The sequence below is a fragment of the Phenylobacterium sp. genome (assembly GCF_036963605.1).
Taxonomy (GTDB): domain Bacteria; phylum Pseudomonadota; class Alphaproteobacteria; order Caulobacterales; family Caulobacteraceae; genus Phenylobacterium.
Window position 1 is genome coordinate 22,898 of the sequence record NZ_JBALUY010000017.1, and the last position, 22,667, is coordinate 45,564.

Sequence of the window (22,667 nt, forward strand, 5' to 3'; positions counted from 1 at the left end):
CATGAACGTCCAGCTGGCCGCCGACCTCGCGGGACTGGTGGGCGACGACGCCCTGGTGGAGGCGCCGGAGGACTTGGCGGCCTATGACCAGGCGGCGCGCTATGAGGGCGGCCGCGCCGCACTGGTGGTTCGGCCCCGCACCCCGGCCAGTGTCGCGGCGATCGTCGCCTGGTGTGTGGGCCACCAGGTGGACTTGGCGGTCCAGGGCGCCAATACGGGGCTGGTCGGCGCCTCGACGGCGGATGCCAGCGGCCGCCAGGTGCTGCTCAGCCTGGAACGGCTGCAGTCGCCGCTGGAGGTCGATCCCGTCAACCGCAGCGTCCGCGCCGGAGCCGGGGTCCGGCTCTCGGCCGTCAACGCCGTCCTGGAGACGCACCGCCTTTTCCTGCCCATTGACCTGGGCGCCGATCCCACCGTCGGCGGCATGGCGGCGACCAACACCGGCGGCGCCCGCTTCATCCGCTATGGCGACATGCGCCGGCAGGTGCTGGGCCTGGAGATGGTCCTGGCCGACGCGGCCGGGACCATCGTGCAACTGCGCCGCGGGCTGCGAAAGGACAATACCGGGCTCGACCTGCGCCAGGTGGTGATCGGGGCCGGCGCCGCGCTCGGCGTCATCACCGCCGTGGAGTTCGAGGTTCATCCCCGTCCCGCCCAGACCGCAGCGGCCCTGGTCCTGCTGGAGGATCTGGAGGCGGCCCTTCCCCTTCTGTCGCACATGGAGCGGGAGGGCGGCGAACTCCTGTCGGCCTTTGAGGGCATGTCCCGGGCCGCCTTGAGCGCGGCGCTGGCCCATGGCCCGGGCCTGCGCAGTCCGTTTTCCGGTCCCCTGCCCCCCTATGCCGTGCTGGTGGAGCTGAGCACGACCCGATCGCTGAAGCCCGGAGACGCCAGCCTGACCAATCATCTGGAGGAAGTGCTGGCTGATTGGCTGGAGACCGACGATGGCGGCGGCGCGATCGATATCCTGACCGGCGCGCCTGAACCGCTCTGGGCGATCCGCCACGCTATTTCCGAAGGCCTTCGGGCCAAGGGCCCGGTCATCGGCTTCGACCTGGCCTTCCGGCGCTCGGATCTGGCGGCCTTCCGGCGGACGGCTGTCACCCGCCTGGCTGTCGCCTTCCCTGAGTTCGAGATCTGCGACTTTGGCCACATCGGGGATGGCGGCGTTCACTTCAACCTGGTCTGTGATCCCGAAGCGCCGCCCACCGCCGACCGGCTCTCCCAGCTTCGCGAGGCGGTCTATGAGATCGCCTGCCTGCAGTTCGGCGGCAGCTTCAGCGGCGAGCACGGCCTGGGCCGAGCGAACCTCGCCCAGTATCGGGCCCTCACGCCAGCGCCCGTGCGAGGCCTGGCCGCCCGCGTCCAGGAGGCCTTCGCCCACCGTGCGCTCGGCGCCGTGGATTTCGCCGCCCTCGGCTGAGAGGGCCTTATCTCAGGGCGCCGGACGCGCCGAGCGGATGACCGGCGGCAACTCGGCGGGCTCAAACCCGATCCTGTCGGCCTCAAGAACCACGCAGCGGCCCGTGAAGGCGACGCCTTCGCACAATTGCCAGGCGCCGGTCACATGGGCGCTCAGGGGCGCGCCGCCTTCGCCCGGCGCTTCGAGTTCGGGGGCGGCCTCCGACACCGAGAGCCGCAGCCCCATGAATTCGCGGCGGGCGTAGAGTTCGAGCAGCGGCTCGGCGGCGGCGGCGTCGCCCTCGACCCCGCGATAGGTCGCGAAGATCGAGCGGACCTCGAAGCTCTCCGCCCCAACGCGCGCGGGCACATAGTCGAAGTTCGGCGTGTCGCGTCTTAGCACCGTGCACGGGTTGGTGAATTCAGGCGCGCCGCAGATGTCCCAATAGCCGGTCACCTTGGCGCTCAGGGGTTGAAACGGGATGGCCGCCCTGGTGTCGGCGAGATCCTCCCGGGTCGTGAAACTCTGGCCCGCAAAGTCCGGGGCGCTGAAGAAGGTGATCTCATCCTCCTGAGCGGCCGCCGACGACGCCAGGACCAGGGCGAGCCCGACGCCAGTCAAGGCCGAGGCAAGGGCGAAAGGTGGTGCGAGCATGAGCGTTCGACCTAGGCGCTATAGGCGATGAAGCGGCCGAGCCCGCCCACCGTTAGCCAGATGAGCAGGGAAGAGGCGGCCATGAGGCGTCCGGCCAGGGGCGGAGCCGCGTCCCAACCGGCCAGGCGGCTCTTGTACATCAGGTTGAACGCCAGGGCGTTGACGAGGCCAAGGGCGAGTCCAGCCATCTTCCAGAGGAAGATATTGTTCTGCGCCAGGGGACCGGCGTCGGCTGAAAACACCACAAGGCCACTGATCACGAAGAGTCCGAGCCCGACGACCGCCAGCGGGGTCATGAATCGGGACAAGGGCTCCAGCGGCAGGGCGCGCGCGAAGCCCAGCAACCTCAGGTCGACCGTGCCGATCCCGCCGATCAGCAGGATCAGGCCCAGAAGATGGGCGAGGTTGGCGATCGGGTAGAGCCCGCCGCCGCTGCGCGCCGCGTCACCCAGGGGCGATTGCTCAAACGCGACCGCGAAGGCCTGAAACGCCTCGATCAGCACCATCTCAGCGCATCTCGACGGTCTTGCCAGCCACGATGATGCGCTCGGCGCGAACCTCGAGGGTTCCGTCGGTCCGGGGGTAGCCCACGATCTTGACCTTGGCGCCGGCCGGAAGATCCTTGGCGCTCAGGCCTCGCGCCGCGACCCGGGCCACAGGGCCCAGAACGACGGTCCAGACCTCGTCGCCCACCGTGATCGCCATCTCCGCATGGGGGTTGCGCCACCGCGTCGACTGAACCGCGCCATCGAGGGTGATGCTACGGTTGGCCGCATAGGATCCCCAGCCGTGATGGGCCGAAGCGATACTTGGCGCGCCAAGACTTATCGCAAGAGCAAGCAGTACGCCCCGCCACATGGAAGACCCCCACCTCGACTGAACATTGAGATGGAATTTTCCGCCCACGGCGCAGACTGACCAAGCGATAGTTTCTCATCAGCCCATGCGGGTTCGTCGTTCCATACTGGACGGCTAGAGCGGCCCGATCAGCTATGGGCCTGGACGATGATCCAGTTGGTGAAGGCTCGCAGGCCTTCGGAGGCGCCCCTATTCTCCGGCACCACCCAGTAATAGGCCTTGAGGCTCAGCGGCTGGTCTTCGAACAGGGTCACGAGACGCCCCGAGGTCAGCTCGTCCTCGATCAGCACCTTCGGCAGGATCGCCGCGCCGAGACCCGCCGCGGCGGCCTGGGCGATCATGGCGAACTGCTCATAGCGCGGCCCGCGGTTCACCCCGGGGAGGTCCACGCCGGCCACATCGCACCAGTCGGCCCAGGCCGTGGCGCGCGTCGTCTGATGCAGGAGGGTGGCCCGCTCAAGATCCTCGGGCTGACGCAGGCGCCTGGCGGCCCGGTACTCCGGGCTGGTCACCACCACCGTCACCTCGTTCATCAGGTGGTGGCAGTGGGCCGAGGCCCAGGTCGGCGCGCCGTAGTGGATGGCGGCGTCAAACATCTCCGTCTCGAAATCGAAGGGCTCGAGCCGGCCCGAAAAGTTGAGCGTCACGTCGGGATGGGACTCGACGAAGGTCGGCAGCCGCGGCACGAGCCAGCGGGTCGCAAAGGTCGGCAGCACCGCAATATTCAGCGTTGTGGTGGCTTCGGTGAACGCCATCACCTTGTGGGTCGCCTGGCGCAACTCGGTGAGGATGCGCTGCACCTCTTTGAGATAGGCGACCCCAGCCGCCGTCAGCACCACTCTCTGGCGCACCCGCTCGAACAGGACGACGTCGATCCGGTCCTCCAGCATCCGCACGGCGCGGCTGATGGCGCTCTGGGTGAGGTTCAGCTCCACCGCCGCCCGGGTGAAGCTGCCATGGCGAGCGGCGGCCTCGAAGGCCGTCAGGTCGCCGATGGAGGGAAGCAGAAAATGGCGGGACATGGATACTGACAGGTCATGCGTAGAACTCACGTGACGTCACGTCCGGGGTGGAAGCCAGCAGATTGACCCCCTTTCGCCCAGCGCCCGGGTGAGAAGTTCAGAAGCCGTGCTCATGTGCCGCCGTTGCAGGCGCCACGGGTGTAACAAGGCGCGCCTTGAGACACGAACAGCGCAAGGCCGCCGCCAGTCGGATTGGCGGCGGCCGCGCCTGTCGTTCGTGAGGGGGCTAGAACGACTTGCGAAGGTTGACGCCCACGGTCCGAGGCTGGGTCGAGTTGACGAGTTGCTCCGACCCGGCGCCGGAGCTGACCGAGTAGGCCCCGTAGATGTCGAAGACGTTGCGGACGAAGACGTAGGCGCCCCAGTCCGATCCCTCCAGGCCCGTCCGCAGGTTCACGACACCGAAGTCGCCCTGCTTCTCATAGTAGGTATTGGTCGGCCGGAAGTGGGAATAGGACTTGCCGATATAGCTGTAGTCCAGCCGCAGCATCCCATCGAAGGCGTCGTTAACCGGCCACACATAGTCGACGCTGGTCGAGGCCGAGAACTTGCTGATGTCCGGGATCTGGTCGCCCTTGTCCCCCAGCGAGGTGGAGTCGCGGATATTGGGGTTCAGCTGGTCTTCCAGGAGTTCCGGTTCGGAGAAGGTGAGCCCGCCGGAGATCGACAGGCCAGCCATCGGGCGCGCCATGTACTCGAACTCGACCCCGCGGATGCGCGCCTTGCCGGCGTTGACGATGAAGCTGCAGCAGCCGCTGAGCGTCTGGGCCGAGGTCTGGATATCTTTCCAGTCGATCTGATAGAGGGCCGCATTGAGGGTGAGCCGACGATCGAACCAGGACGTCTTTATGCCCAGTTCGTAGTTCCACACCGCATCTGGCCCGTACGGCACCAGTTCGGGCTCCAGGTTGGGCGTGTTGTTCGCGCCGCCGGGACGGAAGCCTTCGGCTGCAGTGGCGTACACCATCAGATCGGGATTGAGCTGGTAGTTGACGCTGTACTTCTCCAGCCAACCTTCGGCGTCGGCGCTGGAGCTCCGCCAGGGCTCGACCAGCGAGCCGGACACCCAGTTGGGCATATCGGTCTCGCCGAACGTGGTCTTGTCGTACTTGAACTGCCGCAGACCGACATTGAAGGTCAGGCCGTCGATCAGCTCGTAGGAGATGTCGCCGAACAGGGCCGTCTGGTCCGTCTCGGTGGTGATGTCGCGGTGGAAGAAGATCGTCGGCGGAACGCCGATCACCCCGGTGCTGGAGTCGACCACCGCCAGCGTGCTGTCCACATAGTCCTCGCGCTTCTCGATGAAGGCGCCGAAGGTCCAGTTAAGCTTCGAGTCCCCCTTGGAGCTGATGCGCAGTTCGCTGTTGAAGGTGTGCAGCCAGGCCGGCTTGTAAAGCGTGGTGGGCGTCTGCGAGATGGCGAAGGCCGTGAACTGGGCGAGTTGCTGGCTGTTGCACGACGAGGTCGGCACGCCCAGCGACAGGTTGAACCAGTTTGTGCAGTTGGCCACGCTCGTCGAGTTGCGTAGCATCGTATAGGTGTAGTCGCTGGCGTTGACCTGATCCCACTCGTAATAGGCCGCCGCCCAGGTGATGTCGGCGAACCCGACATCCCATTCAAGGTCGCTGGAATAGAGGGTCAGCTCGTCCCGGTTGATCGGAATGACATAGCGGTCGGTGCTGTATTCCTTCTCGCCGAGCAACGGATACCAGGTGGAGCCGCCGCCGGGCGAGTCCGTCTTCTGGCGCATGAACATGCCGTGCCAGGAGACATTATCCAGCGGCAGGGCGGTAACCATGACGCGACCGCCGGTAGTGATGCGATCGTTGATGTCCTCGGCGCCGTAACGGATGTTGTCGATGAAGCCGCCGCGCTGTTCTTCATAGAGGACCAGGCGGGCGCCGAGCTTGTCTTCGATCAGAGGCACATTGACCACGCCCTTGGCGTAGTAACTGGCCTCGCCCTCCTCCATGGCCGCGCCCATGACGTCCACGGAGCCGGAATATTCCCGGGTGTCGGCCTTGTTGAAGATGACCCGCACGGTGCCGCCCATGGAGCCGGAGCCGTAGAGGGTGCCCTGGGGCCCGCGCAGGACCTCGATCCGCTCGACGTCGAACAGGTTGCCGTCCTGGGAGCGGCCGCCGGAATTCTGGCTGGTGTCGGACGGGCCGGTGAGCGGCGTCTCGTCGTAATAGAGGCCGACCGTCGCTTCGCCGGAGGCCTGGATGCCCCGCAGGGTGATGCGGCCGCCGCCGTCCGATCCCCCGCCGATCTTCAGGCTGGGCACCATGGAGGTGATGTCCTGCAGTCCGGTGGCGCCCATATTCTCCAGGGCGGTTTCGCCCAGGGCGGTGATGGCCAGCGGCGTGGTCTGCACCGTGGTGTCGCGCCGGGTCGCCGTGACGATGAGTTCGTCGACCTGGGTGGTGGCCTCCTGGGCTGACGCCGCGCCCACCGAAAGCGCCGCGATCGCCGCGCCGGCCACGAGGCCGAGCTTGACGCCAAGTCCTGATGATATTCCGCGCATGAACTTATCCCCTTGTCCTGCCGTAGGGCTCCGCTCGTGGGGCCTCTGCAGGGAAGACGCGGGCTCAGCACAAACCGACACATCCGAAGATCGCGCAACGGCCGAGCCGCTGGACTTGCGCCGCGGCGATCAATGCGGGGGTTAGGAATCGCGCGCGCGAAGAGCCCGGCGCCATGCGGTTTTGTCATGAGGCGGACAGAATAAATCGCTTTCGGGGATGGCCGATCGGGTGAAACCTTCCCATCCGAACAAGGGGTTTTTCGTTCGGGGGTGATCGTGTCCGAGACTAAACGGGGCTTTGCGGCCCGCCTTCTCGTCACGTCCCATCCATCCAGCGTCCCCATGGTCCGGCGATGACCAGGCTGGACCTGCCGACTGCGGCCGTCGAAGACGAGCGACCGCGGGGCCGACTGTCGACCTTCCTCGGAACCTACTGGTTCGGGGTGACCCTCTGGAAGCGGATCTTTCTGGGCATGGCGCTCGGCGTGGGCGCGGGCCTGCTGCTGGGGGAGCAGGCCGAACAGATCCGCTGGATCGGCGACCTCTTCATCCGGCTGATCCGGATGCTGGTCACGCCACTAGTCTTCGCCACCATCGTCGCTGGCGTGGTCTCCATGGGAGACATCCGCCGCCTGGGCGGCATCGGGGCCAAGACCCTGTTCCTCTACTTCGTCACCACCCTGATCGGCGCGGCCCTTGGCCTTGGCCTGGGCGCGCTGGCGCAGCCGGGCGTGGGCGTGGTGCTGGGCGAGCCGGCAGAGGCGCAGGCTGTAACCGCCCCCCTCTCCCTCACCGACCAGTTCATGGCCATCGTGCCGATGAACCCTGTGGCCGCCCTGGCCGAGGGCGACATCCTGGCGGTCATCTTCTTCGCCATCATCTTCGGCGTGGCGGTGCTCACCGCCGGCGAAGCAGGCCGCCCGGTGGCCAGGGCTTTCGCCGCGCTCGCCGACGTGATGCAGAAGATGACCCGCGGGGTGATGGAGGTCGCGCCCTTCGGGGTCTTCGCCCTGATCGCCTGGGTGACCGGCGTGGTCGGGCCGGCGGCCTTCATCCATGTCTTCCTGCTGGCGATTTGTGTGCTCGCCGGGTGCGCCCTGCAGGTCCTGGTGGTCCATGGAGGGCTGATCCGTCTGGCGGCCGGCCTGCCGGTGACGCCGTTTCTGCGGGACATCGCTGACGCGGTGGTCGTCGCCTTCTCGACCTCCTCCAGCGCCGCGACCCTGCCCGTGGTCATGCGTGTCGCCGAGGAAAACCTGGGGGTCAGCCGCGTGGTCGCCTCCACCAGCCTGCCGATCGGCGTGACCATCAGCATGGACGGAACGGCCATGTATGTCGGCCTGCTGGCCATGTTCGCCGCCCAGGCCTTCGGCGTGGAGGTGACGCTGTTGCAGGGCCTGCTGGTGGTCATCTCCATCGCCGTCATCGCGGTGGGCTCGGCGCCGGTGCCATCAGCCTCATTGTTCCTGCTGGCCGGAGTGCTGCAGACCCTGGGCCTCGGCCCCGAGCAGACCGCCATGGTGGTCGGCTTCATCCTGCCGTTCGACCGGATCCTCGACATGATGCGGACCGTGCCGAACTGCACCTCAGACCTGGCCGTGGCGGTCACCGTCGCAAAATGGGAAGGCGAGCTCGACCGCGACATCTACCTCGCCAAGCCCACAACTTGAACGAGCGAAATTCAAATCAATACACGTTGATCATAAGACATGAGGCGATGAAAATCGATCATCAACTGGCGTCACCAAGGCGTCATCTGATGTTAGAAAACTAAGCAGATAACGAATTTTCGTATTGTGGTCGCCATTATCTTAGGGTCACCGCGGGATTACAGTCATCATTAGGTAATAGGTGACTTCTTCTGCGGGGGGCGAGATGTCCGCTTTACAGACCAGCATTCAGACTTCAGATCATATCGCTGCTTGGGAGGTGCTGTCGTTCCGCCCTTCCCTTCGCGCCTTTTTTCGAAACAAGGCGCCGGAAGACGAGGTCGACGACCTCATCCAGGAGGTGTTGATCCGCATGCATGGCCGCGACGCCAGCGGCATCGACAATCTGGAGCACTACGTGATCCGCGTCGCCCGCAACGTCCTGCGCGACCGTTACCGCCGCGACCAGGTCCGCCGTCGCCAGGACCACTGCGAGCTGCTTGAACATGATCACCCGCCCGACGACATGTCGCCCGAACGGATTCTCCGGGCGCGGGAACAGCTCAAGACCACGCTCCAGGCCATGGAGGAGCTGCCCGAGCGCAGCCGCACCATCTTGATCCTTCTGCGATGGGAGGGCATGTCCTACAGTGAAGTGGCCGAGCTTCTCGACATCTCCGTCAGCGCCGTTCAGAAGCACGTCACGCGTTCGATGCGCCACCTGATGGCCCGGGTCCTGGAGAGGCATGAACCGCAAGCCGACATCGAGTCCTGCGAGCGCGGCGTGCTTGGCCGCCGCCGCCGAATGGCTTGCGCGTCTGCAGTCAACTGACGTCACACCTGAGACCCGCGGCGCCGCCGAGCAGTGGATCGGCGCATCGCCGGAAAACGCGTGGGCCTGGGATGAGGTCAATGCGCTGTGGACTCATCTCGGCGACGCCGCCGAGGACCCACTGGCCCGCGCCATGAGGGCGCGCGCCCGCGCCGCCGTCGAAGGCCGGCGCAAACAGACGCCCTGAACTCAGGCGCCCCCGACGTCCCGGCGCCGATCCGTTGAGCGCCCGACGCCAAGGACGGCGGCGGCCCCCGATCCTGCCGCCCAGGTGGCGAAGTCCCGGCGGGCTGCGTCTACCCCTGTATGGGCTGCGCACGGCGCGCAGGCGATGGAACTGGGGTTGTGGAGATGCGTGGGAAACTTGCTGTGGCCGTCCTTGGGACGGCCCTCTTTCTTTCGGGCGTAGGGGCGGAGGCGCAGACCGCTGGGACGGTGTCGCCGCCCCGCACGGTGTTCGGATTCGATATCGGCGACGACTACAAGCTCGCCGACTACACCCAGCTCGAAACCTACTGGAAGCGGCTGGCCGGTGAGTCCGACCGGATGCTGCTGACCACCATCGGCAAGAGCGCCGAGGGGCGCGACCAGCTGATGGCCATCGTCTCGGCCCCGGAAAACCTCGCCCAGCTCGACCATTACAAGGGCATTTCCCGCCGCCTGGCCAAGGCCAAGGATCTGACCGAGGCCCAGGCCAAGGCCCTTGCCGCCGAGGGCAAGACGGTGGTGTGGATCGACGGCGGCCTCCACGCCACCGAGACCGTCGGCGCGCAGCAGCTGACCCAGACGCTCTATGAGATGGTCAGCGGACAGGACGCCGAGACCAAGCGCTTCCTGCAGGACAACATCATCCTGTTCGTGCCGGCCAATCCCGACGGCATGGAGCTGGTTTCAGACTGGTACATGCGCAAGTCCGATCCCGCCGAGCGCAGCTTCGGCGACATTCCGCGGCTCTATCAAAAGTATGTCGGCCACGACAACAACCGCGACTTCCTGATGTCGAACCAACCCGAGAACATCAATATCAACCGGGTGCTCTATCGGGAGTGGTTTCCCCAGATCGTCTATAATCACCACCAGGCGGGGCCTCCCGGCATGGTCGTGTTCATCCCGCCCTTCCGAGACCCCTACAACTACAACCTCGAGCCCATGGTCATCACCGGGCTGGACGGGGTCGGCGCGGCCATGACCGACCGGCTGATCCGCGAGGGCAAGCCGGGATCTGGCCGCCGCAGCGTCGCCACCTATTCCAACTGGACCAACGCCACCCTGAGATCGACGGCCCTCTTCCACAACGCCATCGGCATCCTGACGGAGATCACCGGCTCCCCGACGCCGATGACCATCGACCTGCTGCCCAAGAACCAGATCGCCCGCAACGACCTGCCCATGCCCATCGCACCGCAGGAATGGCGCTTTCACCAGCCCATCGCCTATTCGGTCAGCATGAACCGCGCGGTGCTCGACTTCGCGTCCCGCAATCGTGAAAACCTGCTGTTCGGCATGTACCGCATGGGGCGGAACGGCATCGAGAAGGGCCAGCGGGACTCCTGGACCATCACGCCCACGGACATCGCCAAGCTCGAGGCCGCCGTTGAGGCTGCGCCGCCCTTCAAGCCCACCGGGGACACCTGGCGGCGGTCAGAGGCGGTCGATCCGGCCCTGTTCTCTACGCTGCGCGCGCCCGCGGACCGCGATCCCCGCGGCTACATCATCCCTGCCGACCAAGCCGACCTTCCGACGGCTGTGGCCCTGGTCAATGTGCTGATCAAGGGCGGGGTTGACGTGGACCGGGCCACCCGGTCGTTCACCGTCGGCGGCAAGACCTATCCCGCCGGCTCCTATGTGGTGAAGACCGGCCAGGCCTACCGCTCCACCGTGCTCGACATCTTCGAGCCGCAAAACCATCCCGACGACTTCCCCTATCCGGGCGGCCCGCCGATCCCGCCCTATGACGTCGCCGGCTACACCCTGGCCTACCAGATGGGCGTGGACTTCGACCGCATCCTCGACGGGTTCGAGGCCCCAGTGGAACCGGTCGCCGACGTGATCGCCCCGCCCCCGGGCCGCATCCTCGGCCAGGGCGCCGGCGGCTATCTGATCAGCCACGAGACCAACAACGCCTTCATCATCCAGAACCGCCTGCTGGCGGCCGGCAAGCCGGTCTTCTGGCTGACTTCGGAAGTCGTCCACGGCGGCGAGACCTTCGCCCCGGGCGCCTTCTGGGTCCCGGCCGGCGACGGCGTTCGCGAACTGCTGGAAGACGCGGTCCGCGACACGGGGGTTAATGCTTATGCCGCCGCCGCCCAGCCGGCGTCCCCCACCTTGCCGATCAAGCCGGTGCGCATCGCCCTTGTGGACACCTATGGCGGCGTCATGCCGTCGGGCTGGATCCGCTGGATCTTCGAGCAGTTCGAGTTCCCCTATGAGGTGGTCTATCCTCAAGGCCTGGACGCCGGAAACCTCAACGCCAAGTATGACGTCATCGTCTTCGCCAACGACGTCATCCCGTCCGATCCACGCCGCGAACGGGGCCAGCCGGATGCGGCCTCGATCCCGGCCGAATTCCGCGGCTGGCTCGGCAAGATCACGCCTGAAACCACCGTGCCGCAGCTGGATCGCTTCGTTCGGCAGGGGGGCGCGTTGATCGCGATCGGCAGCTCAACCCGCCTGGCCCAGGACCTCGGCCTCCCGGTGCAGGACGCGCTGGTCAACGCCCAGGGCGAGCATCTGCCACGGACCGAGTTCTTCGTCCCCGGGGCCATCATGACCAATGTGGTCGATGTCAGCGATCCCCTGGCCTACGGCATGACCGAGGAGGTAAAGGTCTATTATTACAACAGCCCGGCCTTCAAGGTCGCCCCGGGCGCCGACGGCGTCCGGACCGTGGCCAGCTTCCCTGGTCCTGACACGATGATCAGCGGCTGGGCCCTGGGCCAGGCCAAGCTCGACGGCGCCAGCTCCATCGTCGAAGCCGACCTTGGCCGCGGCAAGGTGTTCCTGATGGGCCCGGAAGTGACCCAGCGGGGCCAGTCCCACGGAACCTACAAGTTCCTGTTCAACGGCCTGTTCTACGGACCGGCCGCGGCGGCCCAGAGCGGCGCGAGCCCCGCCGGGGCCGGTCGGTGAGGCGAGGCGAGGCTCGTCCTCGCCTGCGCCTTGTTCTTGCGGCCGGGGCCTGCCTTCTGGCGGTCCCGGCCGTTGCGGCGTCTCAGACGATCAGCCTGGACGCCCTGAAGTACGAGTCCGCCGGCGGCCGTGTTCAGATCAGGCCCAAGGCCCGCATCTTCCTGGACGGCGCGAGCATCTCCGGTTCCGACGACCCAGCCCGCAACGCCGGCGCGCACGACATCCGCACCCTCTATTTCGGCGTGGAAGGCGCCGTTGACAGGGTGACCTTCACCCTGGTGGCCGACTTCGCCGGCGACGAGCCGGCCCTGCGCAGCGCCTACCTGGCCTGGAGCGAGCCCACCCCGGCCGGAGATCTTGAGATCACCCTGGGCAATCGCCTCACCGAGCGCGGTCTGGAGGGATCGAGCTCATCGGAGGGCCTTCCCTTCATCGAGCGCAACGCCGTGGCCGGCGCCCTGGCGCCCCAGAAGGGGCTCTATGGCATGGGCCTGTCAGCCAAGCTGTTCGCCGACAACTGGCACCTGGCGGGCCAGGTGGCCGGCGACGACGTCAACCGCCCGGAACTCACCGAAGGCGCGGTGACCACCACCGTGCGAGGTCACTGGAACCCTGTCCGCTCCGGCGAAGGGCTCATCCACCTTGGCGCCTGGGGGTTCCATGAGGATTTCACCCCGGATCTGAAGCGGCTGTCGCGCAACACCAACTGGGTGAGCCCGGTCAATGACCACGTCCAGGTCGCCCTGGGAAGCCTAGTCGATCCCAGGCGGGCCGATGGCCTCGGCGGCGAGATCGGCGCCGTGCGCGGACCGACCTGGGCCTTCCTGGAGTTTGGCCAACGCCGGATCGAGACCGCCAGTCTGAGCGCCGAGGTCCGGGCCTGGACCCTCTCGGCCGGCTGGATGCTGACCGGCGACCCGGCGCCCTACGGCGCCCGCAGCGGAACCTTCGTGCGCCGCGCGCCCACAGCCCCCCTGTCCCGCGGCGGCCTGGGCAGCCTGGAGCTCACCGGCCGGGTGCAGAGGCTGGACAACCGCGACGCGCCCCTGGGCGGCGCCGGCGACGACGTGACCGTGGGCCTGAACTGGCGGCTGGAATCCTGGGCGCGACTGATGCTCAACGCCAGCCATTGGCAGGTGGAGAACCGCACAGTCGCCGGCCTCCGGCGCGACGCCGGCGACGCGGTCCTGGCCCGCCTGCAGATAGCCTTCTGATGCAGGGCCCTGGCCGGGTTCACCCCCTGGCCAGGCAAGCCCTCAGGCCTGTGTCGCCGTCACCGACGTTACGGCGACACAGGCCGCGCCGATGCGGGCGCACGCCTCGACCAGGGTCTCGGCCTTGGCGGCGAAGGACAGCCGCAGATAGCCCGAAACGCCGAAGACGGTGCCCGGCACCGTCGCCACCCCCGCGCTCTCCAGCAGGTAGGTCGAGATATCGATATCCGAAGCCAGCATCTCGCCCTTCATCGTGCGCGCGCCGATCAGGCCGCGGACGGAGGGGAAGGCGTAGAAGGCGCCATCCGGCAGCGGGCAGCTCATGCCCGACACCTCATTGAGCAGCGAGACCAGCAGGTCCCGCCGGCTGCGGAAAGCCGAACGCATCGACTCCACCGAGGCCCGGGAGCCGGTCAGGGCCGCCAGGGCGGCGGCCTGGCTGATCGATGACGGCGCCGAGGTCGTCTGGCTCTGCACGACGCTCATGGCGGCGATCAGATCCGAGGGCCCCGCCCCCCAGCCGATCCGCCAACCGGTCATGGCGTAGGCCTTGGAGGCCCCGTTGACCGCCAGGGCCCGCTCGGCGAGGTCGGGATGGCTGACCAGCAGCGGCCGGGCGCGGCGGCCATAGACCAGGTCCTCATAGATGTCGTCGCACATCAGCCAGACCTGAGGATGACGGCGCAGGACGTCGGCGACGTCGGCCAGCTCCTCGTCGGTAGCCGCCACGCCTGTGGGATTGTTCGGCGTATTGAGGATCAGCCACCGGGTCCGAGGCGTGATCGCCGCCTCGATCGACCGGGCGTCCAGGCGCCAGCCGCTGCGGGGATCGTGGCGACCGGACGCCGCCACCGGCTCGCCGCCCTTCAGACGCACCATGTCGAGATAGGAGGTCCAGTAGGGCGCCGGCAGGATGACCTCGTCCCCATCCTCCAGGGTCGCCTCCAGGGCGTGGCTGATCACCTGCTTGGCGCCGGCGCAGGCGATGATCGACTGGTCGGCGAGATTCATCCCCCGATCGATCATCCGATCAGCGATGGCGGCCAGGAGCTCCGGCGCGCCGTTGAGGGCCGTGTACTTGGTCTGGCCGCGGTCGATCGCGGCCTTGGCCGCCGCCTTGATCTCCTCGGGCGTGTCGAAGTCGGGTTCGCCGACGGTCAGGTCGATGATGTCGCGGCCGGCCGCGCGTAGGTCGCGGGCCCGCTGCGACAACGTCAGGATCGGGGAAACCTTGATGCTCTTCAGGCGCGTGGCCACGCGAAGGGACGAGGGACTCAAAGACGTACGCTCCACTGTTCGGAAAGGCGTGAAAGGGGCCGGGGCTGCGCCCTGGCGTGGGACGTCGCCCCCGCCAGGGAATTGCCCGTACCGACTAGCGGCCCGCGCTCGCCGGCCCGTAGTAGAGGCCGTTGAAGAGGAACTTGTAGGTGCCCTGGGATTGGCCCAACTGGGTGACTTCCGGCCCCATCAGGAAGAGTTTCCCGGCGCCAAGCGGCGCCTCCACGATGGACGCGGCCCCTTCGAGGCGCTGTTGCCCCCAGGCCCAGCCGCTGCGGAGGCTCTCGGCGCTGTCGAACCAGGCGATGGGCTTAGCCCCCTCCCCCGCCTTCAGGGCCGGGCTATTGTAGTAGTAGACGCTGACCTCCTCGGGCAGGCCGAAGGCCAGGGGCTGGGTGTTGTCGACCTTGTTGGCCATCACCGAGCCCGGCACGAAGAACTCCGAACGCGGCAGATGCTTGCCGTTCGCGTCCACCAGGGCGTCGGTGACGGGCACGCCCAGGTCTTCGGCAAGCTGCGTGGCGCTGCCGATGGCGACGATGGCGCCGCCGGCCTTCACGAACTCGGCCAGGCGCGGGACGGTCTTCTCCTCGGTCACATGGCCGAGCTTGTCGCGCCATTCGGCCGGGATAGCGGCCGGCGTCGGCTGGCCCCGGCGCGGACGGTCGGGAGCCGGCGGCTCCAGCACGGTTTCGTCGGAGAAGACCAGGACGTCGTACCTGTCCTTCAGCCCACCGGCGTCGAGCTGCTGCGGGAAGATCACCTCGAAGGGGAACTCGTAGGATTCGAAGAGCCAGCGATTCCAACCCGACTGCATCACCCCGCCATACAGGTCGACCAGGCCGATGCGGATCGGCTTCATCGGCAGGGCCGGCGCATCCGGCTTCCGGGCCACCGCATAGGCGTCAAGGCCCGCATCGCGCAGGGCGCCTTCCAGGGTTGCGCGAACCCCGGGAGCCTCGGGGATCCACAGTGCGCCGGGCGCGAACGACTCGCCGCCCGCCTCCACCGCCTCGGTGAGCCACTCGACCGAGAGGCCGGCCTTCAGCAGGCGGTTCTGGACCAGGAAGGCGTTGTTGGCCTCGTGGCTGACCACATAGCCGGCGGCGCCGACGCCGACGATGCGGCCCGGCGGCGGGGCCAGGACGTCCGGCACGCGCGCGGTCGGCGCCTCGAAGCCGTCGAGGACGCGGTCAAACTCGACCCCCATCTGATAGGCCAGGGTGTAACCGGTGACATTGTGGGGCGGGATCGGATCGGCGCCGGGATAGGGAATGTTGTCGGGGTGAAACTGCGCCTCGAACATATCCATGACCTGGGCGCGATAGGGCTGGGCGGTCTTCACCACGAAGGAGCCGGCGGGATAGGTCTTGCCCCCCACGGTGAAGGCCTCGGTCGCGCGATCGACCTGCAGGCCGCTCTTGATCAGGGCGTTCATGAAGATGACCACCGAGGGGAAATCCGGCTGGTCGGCGCTGAGGATGTAGCCCCGTGGATCGCGCGTCTCGGGCTCGCGGATCACCTGGTCGTACAGGGACGGGTCGATGGCGTCGGCGGCGAAGCCCATGCCCCAGCGCGGCACGCCCTGGCGGTAGGTCCCGCCCTCGGCGGCGGCCTCGAGAGCCGCGATGCTGCGCGGATTGATCGTCCAGTGGTCCTTCTGGCCCAGGGCGATGTTCTGCTTGCCCATCAGATAGATGGAATACAGCAGGTGCTCGCGGTTGCTGGCCGCGTAGTTGAGCATCCCGCGGTTCAGGGCGACGGAATAGTCAATGCCGTCCTGGAAGGTGAAGGTCTGCGGCGGGATGGGCGTCAGGTTGTCGTTGGTCGGCAACTGCTGGCGTGGCACCAGTTCAAGCTGAGCGGGACTGGGCGCCCCGATGATCTCGGTGATCACCCCGATCGAATTGTGGAACAGGGCGTTGGAGCGCAGCGTCGTGCCGGCCCAGTTGGTGTAGGGCGCATATTCCCGCCGCACGCCGCCGGGCTTCCCTTCAGCGATCAGCCTGTCGAGCATCCGGGCGCCCACCGAATCCAGGCCGGTCAGAACCAGGGGATTGAGGTTGTAGTTGTAGGGGTTTCGGTGCGGCGGGATGAACACCACCGTCCCGGCCGGGCCGGACTGGTGGTGATTGTAGACGATCTGCGGGAACCACTCGCGATAGAGAACCCGGTTGATGTTCACCGTCTCCTTCATGTTCGACATGAAGAAGTCGCGGTTATTGTCGTGACCGACATACCAGTTGTAGAGCCGGGGCAGGCTTTCGTACTCGCGATCCTCGGGCTTCTGGTTGCGCATGTACCAATCGGCGACCAGCTCGTTGCCGTCCGGATTGGCGTGCACGAAGAGGATGATGCAGTCGTCCAGGATCTTCAGCGTCTCGGGGTCCTGCCCGCTGACCATCTCGTAGAGGGTCTGGGTCAGCTGCTGGGTCGAGACCTGTTCGGTGGAATGCAGGCCGCCGTCGATCCAGACCACCGCCTTGCCCTCGGCGGCCAGTTCCCGGGCCTGGGCGTCGGTCAGCCCCTCGACCTGGCTGAGCTGGCGGGCGATCTCCTGATAGCGGTCCAGGTTCGCCAGATTGTCCGGCGACGAGACGATGGCCATCAGCTGGTCGCGGCCCTCGGTCGTCTTGCCCATGGAGACTACGCGCATGCGATCGGACTGGCTCTCGAGGGTGCGCCAGTAGCTGGCCATCTGGCTGTAGTTGGCCAGGTGATAGTTATCGCCAATACCGAAACCGTAGGCGGCCTTGGGCGTGGTGACCGGCAGCCGTGCAGGCGTCGCCGCGACGGCGCCCGACGTCTGGCCCAGCGCCGGGAAGGCCATGCCCTGGGCGAGAAGCGACAGGCCAATGGCCGTGGCGACGAAGTGCTGCTGACGCATGAGACGATCCTGAATCCCGATGAGGCTCCAGGCCTCCCAAGGGAAGACGCAGCGTAGGGAAAACCGTCACCGCTTCTCTGGCGATCGATAAGAAAAGTGTGGCGGCGGATGAGCCCGCATTGGCCTGGCCGTGACGGCCCCGCTCCGCTAGCAGGCCCGGCGGGACTCGAAACATCTGGCAATTGTGGATATATTATAAGATCTTATGACCATCCGGTTCTAGACATACCCGTGCGCCTACCAGCAGTTCTCCGACGGCTAGAAATACCCGAAAAGGAGCGCCATTGCTCTGGCCAGGGCAACCTGCAGGCGGCGCCTGTCCCCCGGCGATCCCGCCATCGATAGCCACCTCAAGCTGCGAGTTCCAAAGGCAGGGCCCCTCAACACCAAGTCATCGACGGCCAGACGAGAGGACGCCTGGCCGTCGTGCGGATCAGCCCGTCACCCCGCAAACGGCCAGCCGCTGGGCATAGGTGGGATCGGCGAGCATGGCCTCCGCAGCCGCCAGCGGGCGATTGGAAACGATGAGCCGCGGACCGGACGCCGCCAGGGCCTGGTAGGCGCCCGCGTCGCCGGGCGTCCGGTAGACGGCGTCAGGCGTCTGCGGCCCACCGTAGGTTCCCGACATCACCGTCATCCCCAGCGCCTCAAGCTCCGGGATGAACCTGGCGTCGACATTGGCCGGCCGAACCATGGCGATGGTGCTCGGTCCGATCAGCCCGGCGGCCTTGGCCTCCTGGAGCATGTCCCGATCAAACATGGGAATGGCCAGCACGGCGTTGGGACGCAGCGCCTTCATCGCCTTGGCCTGGCGAACAGTATAGGCGAGGAACATCACCCGGCCATCGGCGCCGGCCTTGCTCACCTCGGCCATCAGCAGGTCGGCGTCGGTCTGTGGCTTGACGTCGAGAAGCAGCAGAACCCGACCATCGGCCCATTTGAGCAGGTCCGCCAGCCTGGGCGGGGAAGAGGCGGTCGGCTGTCCGGTGGGATCGCGCTGCTTGAGGGTGGAGATCTGGGTCCACCGCTGCTCGGCGATGACGCCGTGGCCGGTGGTGTTCCGGTCCAGCACGGCGTCGTGGTTCATGAAGAGGACCTCGTCGAAGGTCTGCTGCACGTCGGTCTCGATGAAGACCGGCGCGAGGGACGTGGTGTAGTCCATGGTGACAAGGGCGTTCTCAGGGTGCTCGGCCAGCGGCCCGCCACGGTGGGCGCCCACCAGGGCGACCTTCTGGTCGCGCAGGCAGGCCAGCAGTTGCGGCAGCCGCCCTTCGGCCGCCTTCAGAATGCCGGCCGCCGTCGGCGTCTTGGCGGGGCTGGCGGGGGCGGCCTGGGCGGCGCCGGCCAGGGCGATCAGGGCCGCGCCGACCAGGGCGGCGGCTCGCTTCGTCTGAGTCATGGTCATTCTCCTTGGGGCGTTCGAGGGAGGCTAGAAGCTGAGCTTGACGCCTGCGTAAAAGCGGCGGCCGAGCACGTCGTAGAGGGCCGCGTCGGTGGCGCCCTCCCCGGTCCAGGCCGGCGGCTGGCGGTCGGCGATGTTCAGAACGCCGCCCCTGACCTCGACCCGCTCGTTCAGCCGGTAGGTTCCGCTGAGGTCGAAATAGTCCATGGCCTTGACGCCAGGCGCGCTGGCGACGGCGGCGCCGACATTGGCCGAGTTGTCCATGCTGTCGATCCAGCGCCAGCGCAGATTGAGCCGGGCCTGGCCGATCTTGTAGTCGACGCTGGTGTTCACCTTCCAGGCGGGATGGGAGATGGCGTCGGCGCTGATCTGGGCGTTGCCGATCGTGCCGGCATAGTCGACGAAGGCGCCGCCGGCGAGGGTCTGGATGGCGTACTTGTCGGTGTAGGAGACAATGAGGTTCAGGCCGAGTTCGCCAGGCGCGTCGGCCCAGCCGAAGTCTCTGAGTTCAGCTCTCCAGTCCACCTGCAGATCGGCGCCGGCGATCTCGTAGCCGGCCAGATTCAGGAGCGGCGTGGTGATGGTCGAAAAGCCGCCCGAGGCCCCGCGGTTGATCAGCTGGCAATAGTAGTTCTGCGGGTCGTAGGTGGGGTTCGAAGCGTTATCGCCGTTGAAGCAGCGCTGGGCGATGACGTCGCCGGTGATGAGACCGATCGCATCGGTGATCTTGATCTCGTAATAGTCCAGCGACGCGGTCAGGCCGCTGAGCAGCGGATTGTCGAAGCGCGAACGCCAGACGAGACCAGCGGTGTAGGAGTCGGCCGTCTCCTCGATCAGGTTGCGGTTGCCTGACACCTCCGACTGCACCGACGTGCCGGCGAAGCGGTGGGTGTCGATGATCGTCTGGGGCACCCCGGTGGCCAGGCACAGCGCCTTGACCTGGGCGGCCTGCGGACCGGTGCGATAGGCGCTGGCGACATCGCAGGGATCGCCCAGGCCGGCCGAGATCCGGCCGACGGTCGTCCCGCTTTGTTCCGAAGGCTGGAACAACTCGCCGACGGAGGGCGCCCGGATGGCGCGCTGATAGCCGCCGCGGACGCTGAAGCTGTCGGTCAGCTCCCAGTTGGCGCCCCCCTTGTAGGTGTGCACGCCGCCGACGGAGTCGTAGTCGGAGTAGCGGTAGGCCAGGTCGAGGTCGAGGCTGCGGATCAGCGGCAGGTCGCGGGCGATGGGCACCAGGATCTCAAGGAAGAACTCCGTCGATGAGGTCTTTCCGAGGGTCGGGCTGGACAGGCTGGTCGCCAGGACCGCCCCCGTCCGCCGCTGAGCGTCCGGCGAGAATTCGTAGGTGTTCTTGCGGTAGCTGAGACCACTGGCGAAGCGGACCTCGCCGGCCGGGAGATCGAAAACCCGGCCCTGCAGGCTGCCTTCAGCGACGGTCTGCTGCAGCTCGGTCGACTCGTGCATCTCCCGCAGCAGGTAGTCGAGGCAGTCCTGCGAGGGGCGGTCGAAGGCCAGCGGGTCAAGGCCGCCCTGACAGAGGCTCACGCCACCGTCCGGCGCCTCCACCAGGGAGAGAAAGGCCGCGCGGTCGATGTAGCCGCCCATGCGGGTGTTCTGCTCGGTGCGGCCGAAGCTGGCATAGACGTCCCAGCCGCCGTCGATGATGTCCAGGTCGCCGCGCAGGCCGCCGAGCACCTGACTGACATTGTAGGTGTTCTCGACGACGTCCGGCGAATAGCGGCCCGTGTTGAAATACAGCAGTAGCGGCGCGTTCGGGTTGGGCCGCGAGGCGGCGATGGTCTTCAGTCCCTGGGGCAGGAAGGGATTGGTGACCGGCACATAGACGTCGCGGGTGATGGCCTGGTTGCGGCCATACCAGGTCTGGTCGGCGGTATAGTGGGTGTAGTTGAACTGGCCGTAGGCCTCCACGTCCTCGGTCAGATCATAGCTCACCCGCCCAAACAGGGTCTGGCGCTCCAGCGGCTGGAGCAGCGGGGCGAACTCGCCGATCGGCAGCGCCACCTGATTGTTGGCGGTGATCGTGTAGAGGCCGTCCTCCGGGAAGCGGAAGTTCTGGATCGGGTTGGTGATGGTGAACAGGGTGCCGTCGGTGTTGCGGCTGAAGGCGGCGCTGCGCAGCACCGAGCCCGTCACGCCGTAGGACGCGAACACCCCACTGACCGCCGCCTGGGTCGGCAGATTGGCGGCGTCGGGATAGATCAGGCCGCTTGGGAGGACCGAGGTGATGCCGCCGTCGGCGAAGAAGTCGCGGCTGCCCCGGTTCACCCGCTGCCGATCCATGTAGGAGGCCGAGAACATGGCGTGGCCGCGCCCGTCGGCGATCGGACCGCCGGCGGCGAGGCTGACATCGAGGGTCTCGCCGTCCTCCCGCTCGGTGGCGCCATACTGGGCGTCCGCCACCAGGCCGGTGAAGCGGTCGTTCAGGCGGAAGTTGACGACGCCGGCGATGGCGTCCGATCCATAGACCGCCGAGGCGCCGCCGGTGATGACCTCCACATTCTGCAGGAGCGCGCCGGAGATGGTGTTGAGGTCGATCCCGCCCAGGGGATCGGAGGGCTGCATGCGACGCCCGTCCTGCAGGACCAGGGTTCGCACGGCGCCCAGCCCGCGCAGGTTGGCGTTGGCGCGGCCGCCGCGGGCCTGGCTGGTGGAGTTGGCGCCGGCATTGGCCGCGAACTGCGGCAGCTGGTTCAGCGTCATGTCCAGCGAAACCGGCCCCGCCGCGTCCAGAACGCCGCGCTCCAGGGTCACGATGGGGCTTTCGGCCACATAGTCCTTCCGCACGATGCGGGAGCCGGTGACGATCACCTCGCCGATTTCGATCGGCGCGGCGGCGGTCTCCAGGTCCTGGGCCTCGGCGGCGGCGGCCCAGCTGACGGCCAGGGTCGAGGCTGCGCACAGCAGCGGCGCTTTGCAGAATTTCATCCAGATAATCCCCCGTTTGGCCCCAATTCCAGCTTGGGGCGTCACTGGGCAGGACGAGGCGGTTCAGGGAATCCTCACCGGTTTTTTTCCGCCGTCCGCTGCGAAAACTGTCACACAGAAATGGAATGAGCGGGGCGCGCCGCGGTGGCCGTGACCTCTTCCGCACCCTCGGCCGCACGACGCTGGGGCCTGCGTTTCGGTGACCTTGAAAAGCGATCTCCACCCGCCCACGATCGTCGGCGACGGCCTCGCCGAGCTCAGCGAACGGCTGCGCAAACCCCTCATGGCCTACTTCCGCCGGCGCTCGGCCGACCCCGCAGAAGCCGAGGACATGACCCAGGAAGTCTTCGTCCGCGCCATGCGCCGCGGGGGCGAGACCGACGTGCGTTCAGCCGAGGCCTATGTGTTCACCATCGCGGCCAATCTGGCCCGCGACCGGGCGCGCGCCCGGGCGGCGCGGCATGCCGGACGGCACGTCAGCCTCGATCTCCTGGTGGCCGGCGAGGCCCCTTTCGATCTGGCCTCTGAGGATTCGTCGGCCGAAACCGTCCTGATAGAACGGGAGCGTCTGCGTCAGGCGCTGGCCGCGCTCGGAGAGTTGCCCGAGCGCACGCGGGACATCTTCATTCTATTTCGGGTTGAGAAAATGCGGCAGGCGGAGATTGCGAAACGGCTGGGCGTCTCGGTGAGCGCAGTCGAAAAGCATGTCATCCGCGCCGCGGCGCACCTGGCGCGGCGCTTGCGATGAGCCTCCCGCACCCGGTCTTTCGCGATATCGGCTCGGCCGAGGACGCCGTCAACGCCGCCGCCGCCCTTTGGCTGGCCAGGAGCGGCGCCGGCTGGTCGCCCGCCGACGAGGCCGCC

The 22,667-nt window shown here is 67.2% G+C and carries 16 protein-coding genes; 7 read left to right on the forward strand and 9 right to left on the reverse strand.

Annotated features, from left to right (window positions below; genetic code table 11):
* Nucleotide 1: 1 nt before the first annotated feature.
* The gene (locus V7702_RS05025) at nucleotides 2–1,423 is read left to right on the forward strand and encodes an FAD-binding oxidoreductase (protein WP_335649045.1); all 1,422 of its coding nucleotides are present in this window, start codon (nucleotides 2–4) and stop codon (nucleotides 1,421–1,423) included.
* A gap of 12 nt (nucleotides 1,424–1,435) precedes the next feature.
* Here the strand turns inward: V7702_RS05025 and V7702_RS05030 are convergent, their stop codons facing one another.
* From V7702_RS05030 to V7702_RS05050, 5 genes are all read right to left on the reverse strand, one after another.
* Nucleotides 1,436–2,056, reverse strand: a complete 621-nt coding sequence (locus V7702_RS05030; protein ID WP_335649046.1) for a beta/gamma crystallin-related protein — start codon at nucleotides 2,054–2,056, stop codon at nucleotides 1,436–1,438.
* Between the two features lie 11 nt (nucleotides 2,057–2,067).
* The gene (locus tag V7702_RS05035; RefSeq protein ID WP_335649047.1) at nucleotides 2,068–2,562 is read right to left on the reverse strand and encodes a DUF6644 family protein; all 495 of its coding nucleotides are present in this window, start codon (nucleotides 2,560–2,562) and stop codon (nucleotides 2,068–2,070) included.
* 1 nt (nucleotide 2,563) lies between these two features.
* The gene (locus V7702_RS05040) at nucleotides 2,564–2,914 is read right to left on the reverse strand and encodes a DUF6152 family protein (protein ID WP_335649048.1); all 351 of its coding nucleotides are present in this window, start codon (nucleotides 2,912–2,914) and stop codon (nucleotides 2,564–2,566) included.
* A 128-nt stretch (nucleotides 2,915–3,042) separates the two neighbouring features.
* Complete coding sequence (locus tag V7702_RS05045; protein ID WP_335649049.1) at nucleotides 3,043–3,936, reverse strand: LysR substrate-binding domain-containing protein; 894 nt, start codon at nucleotides 3,934–3,936, stop codon at nucleotides 3,043–3,045.
* 226 nt (nucleotides 3,937–4,162) lie between these two features.
* The gene (locus tag V7702_RS05050) at nucleotides 4,163–6,463 is read right to left on the reverse strand and encodes a TonB-dependent receptor (protein WP_335649050.1); all 2,301 of its coding nucleotides are present in this window, start codon (nucleotides 6,461–6,463) and stop codon (nucleotides 4,163–4,165) included.
* A gap of 353 nt (nucleotides 6,464–6,816) precedes the next feature.
* Between V7702_RS05050 and V7702_RS05055 the strand changes: the two genes are divergently transcribed.
* The 5 genes from V7702_RS05055 to V7702_RS05075 all read left to right on the forward strand — a co-directional run bounded on the left by V7702_RS05055 (nucleotide 6,817) and on the right by V7702_RS05075 (nucleotide 13,287).
* Nucleotides 6,817–8,133, forward strand: a complete 1,317-nt coding sequence (locus V7702_RS05055; protein WP_335649051.1) for a dicarboxylate/amino acid:cation symporter — start codon at nucleotides 6,817–6,819, stop codon at nucleotides 8,131–8,133.
* A 181-nt stretch (nucleotides 8,134–8,314) separates the two neighbouring features.
* The gene (locus V7702_RS05060; protein WP_335649052.1) at nucleotides 8,315–8,944 is read left to right on the forward strand and encodes an RNA polymerase sigma factor; all 630 of its coding nucleotides are present in this window, start codon (nucleotides 8,315–8,317) and stop codon (nucleotides 8,942–8,944) included.
* On the forward strand, nucleotides 8,901–9,131 hold the full coding sequence (locus tag V7702_RS05065; RefSeq protein ID WP_335649053.1) for a FecR/PupR family sigma factor regulator: 231 nt from the start codon (nucleotides 8,901–8,903) through the stop codon (nucleotides 9,129–9,131). Before V7702_RS05060 ends, V7702_RS05065 begins: the two co-directional genes overlap by 44 nt.
* Nucleotides 9,132–9,295: 164 nt before the next feature.
* Nucleotides 9,296–12,073 (forward strand): M14 family metallopeptidase, encoded by a 2,778-nt coding sequence (locus V7702_RS05070; RefSeq protein ID WP_335649054.1) that lies wholly within the window; start codon nucleotides 9,296–9,298, stop codon nucleotides 12,071–12,073.
* A complete protein-coding gene (locus V7702_RS05075) occupies nucleotides 12,070–13,287 on the forward strand; it encodes an OprO/OprP family phosphate-selective porin (RefSeq protein WP_335649055.1) in 1,218 nt (405 codons plus the stop codon). The genes V7702_RS05070 and V7702_RS05075 overlap by 4 nt, the downstream gene beginning before the upstream one ends.
* 42 nt (nucleotides 13,288–13,329) lie before the next feature.
* Here the strand turns inward: V7702_RS05075 and V7702_RS05080 are convergent, their stop codons facing one another.
* The 4 genes from V7702_RS05080 to V7702_RS05095 form a co-directional block, all read right to left on the reverse strand.
* Nucleotides 13,330–14,565 (reverse strand): pyridoxal phosphate-dependent aminotransferase, encoded by a 1,236-nt coding sequence (locus V7702_RS05080; RefSeq protein WP_335649056.1) that lies wholly within the window; start codon nucleotides 14,563–14,565, stop codon nucleotides 13,330–13,332.
* Nucleotides 14,566–14,659: 94 nt separating this feature from the next.
* Nucleotides 14,660–17,452, reverse strand: a complete 2,793-nt coding sequence (locus V7702_RS05085; protein WP_335649057.1) for a M14 family metallopeptidase — start codon at nucleotides 17,450–17,452, stop codon at nucleotides 14,660–14,662.
* A 433-nt stretch (nucleotides 17,453–17,885) separates the two neighbouring features.
* Nucleotides 17,886–18,851 (reverse strand): glycerophosphodiester phosphodiesterase family protein, encoded by a 966-nt coding sequence (locus V7702_RS05090; RefSeq protein ID WP_335649058.1) that lies wholly within the window; start codon nucleotides 18,849–18,851, stop codon nucleotides 17,886–17,888.
* Nucleotides 18,852–18,881: 30 nt separating this feature from the next.
* Nucleotides 18,882–21,803 carry a TonB-dependent receptor domain-containing protein gene (locus V7702_RS05095; RefSeq protein ID WP_335649059.1) on the reverse strand — a complete coding sequence of 974 codons (2,922 nt, stop codon included), beginning with the start codon at nucleotides 21,801–21,803 and terminating at the stop codon, nucleotides 18,882–18,884.
* Nucleotides 21,804–22,008: 205 nt separating this feature from the next.
* On the opposite strand from V7702_RS05095, the gene V7702_RS05100 reads away from it, so the two are divergent.
* Entirely contained in the window at nucleotides 22,009–22,551 is a 543-nt protein-coding gene (locus V7702_RS05100) for an RNA polymerase sigma factor (protein WP_335649060.1), read from the forward strand.
* Nucleotides 22,552–22,667 lie beyond the last annotated feature (116 nt).